Raw genomic sequence first — 2,901 nt, forward strand, 5'->3', positions numbered from 1 at the left:
ATCCATAGTTTTCTATTTTTATCAGTTAAATCTCTTCCATTTACCACAGGAAAAATGAATAACTTGCTTTTTGGTTCAGTATCAATCAGATATTTATATTCTTTATCATCTAATATAAAACCACGTCCACCAACTGTTAATCCTGTATTTGCGAGTTTTGAATTTGCTTGTAAAGCTATTGTCTTTGTAACTGAAGCTCCTATAGTAAGATTTGACTGAATTTTTCCAGAAATATTCTCCAAAGATAGTTGAATTTCTCTGCCTTCAGATAGTTCAATATACTCTTCATTAATAAGCTTTAGTAGTTTTCCATCATTATTACCCAAAGTTGCTACTGTCATTGAAATACGGACATCAGCACCATCTACAGAATCTAACCAAGGATGATCTGGAATAGCAAAGATAATAGAAATGGGATTTTTACTAGATTCAAGATAAGATTCTGTAACACGACGATTATATGTTTGACGTAATGAGTTAGTTGATATAAAACCAAAGGCTCTAATTTTACTTTGCTGAGTTAACTTAGCCGCTTGATTCCACCAATACATAACCAAATCAGCAGAAGCTGGTATGTCCTTATGAGTATCTCTTATTGCCTGGACATAACCTTCTCCTAAAGACTCAAGCATATTTATTTTACCAATAAAAGGAGGATTAGAAACAATATAATCTGCATCTGGCCATTGAGCAGGACGAGGATTAAGATAACGATAAATAGGAACTTGATCACTCGAATCAGGAACATCTTCACCCGTCACAGGATGCTTGATCATTTTTCCACCCCAGCGAGTTTTTACCTTACCCGTTTTAGCATCAATATCTAACTCCTTGCCATCATAATCTAACACCGCATCACGATGTTCAATATTATGAAAATCCTGTAAAATCGGTTCTGGTGGTGGTGTACTTCCATAGCGTTTAAAATGCCATTGTAAATAACCAATCCAAATTACTAACTCTGCGATCGCCGCCGCTCTAGGATTAATTTCAATCCCTAAAAATTGCGCTGGATTTATCTGTTTTCTTCCTGCTAACCGGGGATCAAATTCCTCTAATAAATTCGTTGTCACCTTACCCAAAACATCCAGCAAGCGCATCTGTACTTCCTGTTCCAATGTTTTCAGCAAATCTAAAGTCACATACAAGAAATTACCCGAACCACAAGCAGGGTCAAGAATCCGAATTTGTTGTAATTTCTCTAAAAATCCCCGAATCTCATTTTCAGCCTTTTCTATTTGTGTCTTTGTCGGTTTTTGCTGTTTTTCCTTCAGAGTTAAAAACCGATCAACTTCCGATTCAACTAATAACCATTCTGATCGTAAAGGTTCTATTACCACCGGACGCACTAACCGCTCTACATAGGATCGGGGTGTGTAATGCGCTCCTAAACTTTTCCGTTCCTTACTATCTAAAGCTCGTTCTAATAAAGTCCCAAAAATCGCCGGTTCTACCTCTGTCCAATCTTTATTTGCAGCTTCCGATAGGACTTCTAACTGTTCTTTGGGTAAATCAAAAGCTGTAGCATCTTTAAAAAAGCTGCCATTAAATTGGGGAATTTCATCAAAGTTAAATTCTCCCCCAGTATTCATAACTTTCCAAAGTTTTTCAATCTGGGTTTTAAATGTTTTCGGTTCAACCAACCAACGTTCTTTTAAAGCTTTAGTAAAAACATCGCCTTTCAATAATTTTACATCTTCTGCAAACATGGTAAAAATGCAGCGCATGAGGAAATTGGCGACTTCTTTAGGTTCGTATCCTTGTTGTTCCAACCACCGCGCTAATTTAGCTAAAGTATCAGCTACTTCTCTTGTTACCCGCGCTCGATATTTTTCCGGGTTGAGACTTTGAGGATCATTAAATATCGCAACAAAGCGATTAAATACTTTCTCATCTAAAAGCTGATCAAGATTAATTTTTTCCCGCGCACCATAACCGCCATAATTACCACTAAAACTCATCCAAATTTCAAAATGTGAACCAATATCACAGGTAATTAAAAAGGGAGGTTTACTTGGTAAAAAAGGCGTATAACTTTGAGCTTGATAAAAAGCTTTTTCCATTGCTATGTCGTAGGTTTTTGTTCCTCGTTTAGCAGTACCACGTTTAGCTGCATTTCCCCCTTGTTTAGCTTCAATTAAAAAATGTCCTTCTTTGTAGAAGTCTGCAAAGTTTGTAGTAACTCCATCTTTGTTAAAAATTTTGATGTCTTTATCAAAACAATAAGGATCATTTGCCATACTACCTTTAGGTAATGGACGTTCTACCGTCAAAGCATCACAAAGTTCTAAAAAGAAACCCTGATAATTTGCTCTCTCATTACCTTGCGAACCTTTCCATTTTTTGAGGAATATTTCTACTCGTTGGCTATCTTCATTTTTCATCAGAATCATGATTTACAACATTTCAGGATTTTACAGGATTTTTGTCTGATAAGTAATTGGACAAAAATATTTACAGTCATTGCGAGGGAAGGGAAGCAATCACAACCCTTGGAATTGCTTGATTTCACTTCGTTCCATATGGCTAACGCCACGCAACGCTTACGCAATGACATTGTGTAATTAATTCTGTCTCACTACTTATTTGGTTAAACTATGAACCGTTTGCAGTATAAGGGATCACCAAAAAATAAATTACCCAATTTTGTGGGATGGGCATCCTTGTCCTTGGTAATTAGCGGGCAATTCGTCCCGCACCACAAGAAACTTTTGGGGATTTTTTTAATTGGAAGTCCCTAAGTTTTTCTTCAAAAAATTCTTTTTTTAGGGGTGGCGATCGCGCTGAATGTGGTAATATAGTTATATCAATATAATTAGATGCGGGCAAAATTTTTATTAATGCACACACTCCCATTATAAAAATATCACGCCGAGCTAAAAAAGTCAATCGGGTTAAACC

At 36.4% G+C, this 2,901-nt stretch carries 2 protein-coding genes; both read right to left on the bottom strand.

Translation table 11 applies throughout. From position 1 onward, the window contains the following. Positions 1-2,384: class I SAM-dependent DNA methyltransferase (locus IQ228_RS24235; protein ID WP_193964722.1), on the bottom strand; the 2,384-nt coding region annotated here is incomplete at its 3' end. 292 nt (positions 2,385-2,676) lie between these two features. After that, positions 2,677-2,901 (bottom strand): hypothetical protein (locus IQ228_RS24240; protein ID WP_228044057.1); only part of this gene is annotated, 225 nt, incomplete at its 5' end.

The sequence above is a fragment of the Dolichospermum sp. LEGE 00246 genome (assembly GCF_015207865.1).
GTDB classification, from domain to species: domain Bacteria; phylum Cyanobacteriota; class Cyanobacteriia; order Cyanobacteriales; family Nostocaceae; genus Dolichospermum; species Dolichospermum heterosporum.